This is a genomic window from Bradyrhizobium genosp. SA-3 (assembly GCF_004212635.1).
GTDB lineage: Bacteria > Pseudomonadota > Alphaproteobacteria > Rhizobiales > Xanthobacteraceae > Bradyrhizobium.
In genome coordinates this window covers 1-450 of the sequence record NZ_PSRT01000359.1, presented here as the reverse complement: position 1 = coordinate 450, position 450 = coordinate 1, and the positions used below count along the sequence as shown (strand labels likewise).

The window sequence follows — 450 nt, the reverse complement described above, 5'->3', positions numbered from 1 at the left end:
GGGTTGTGACTGGCGCAGGTCGCGGGCTTGGGCGGGCCTACGTCGAACTTCTCGCCGAACGCGGCGCCCGGGTCGTTGTGAACGACCTGGGGACCGAGGTATCGGGGTTCGGGAAGGATTGCACGATCGCGGAACAGGTGGCCGATTGCATTCGATCCCGTGGAGGCAAGGCAATCGCGAATGACAGCAATGTTTCCACCCCTGAAGGTGGCAGTGACCTGATCGCGACGACCATCGAGCATTTCGGGAGAATAGACCTCCTCGTGAACAACGCTGGTATCTGCGGAAGCCAGCTATTCGAGGACGCCACCCTTGACGATTTCGATCACTATTGGCGGGTGCACCTCGGCGGGCCGGTTAACACGGTGAAGGCTGCCTGGCCGTATATGGTCGCACAGCGCTACGGGAAGATCATCTTCACGACGTCAGTCAGCGGCCTGTTTGGATTAC

At 60.2% G+C, this 450-nt stretch carries 1 protein-coding gene; it reads left to right on the top strand.

All coding sequences use genetic code 11. From position 1 onward, the window contains the following. Positions 1 to 450 (top strand): SDR family NAD(P)-dependent oxidoreductase (locus tag CWO91_RS42465; RefSeq protein ID WP_130221203.1); only part of this gene is annotated, 450 nt, incomplete at both ends.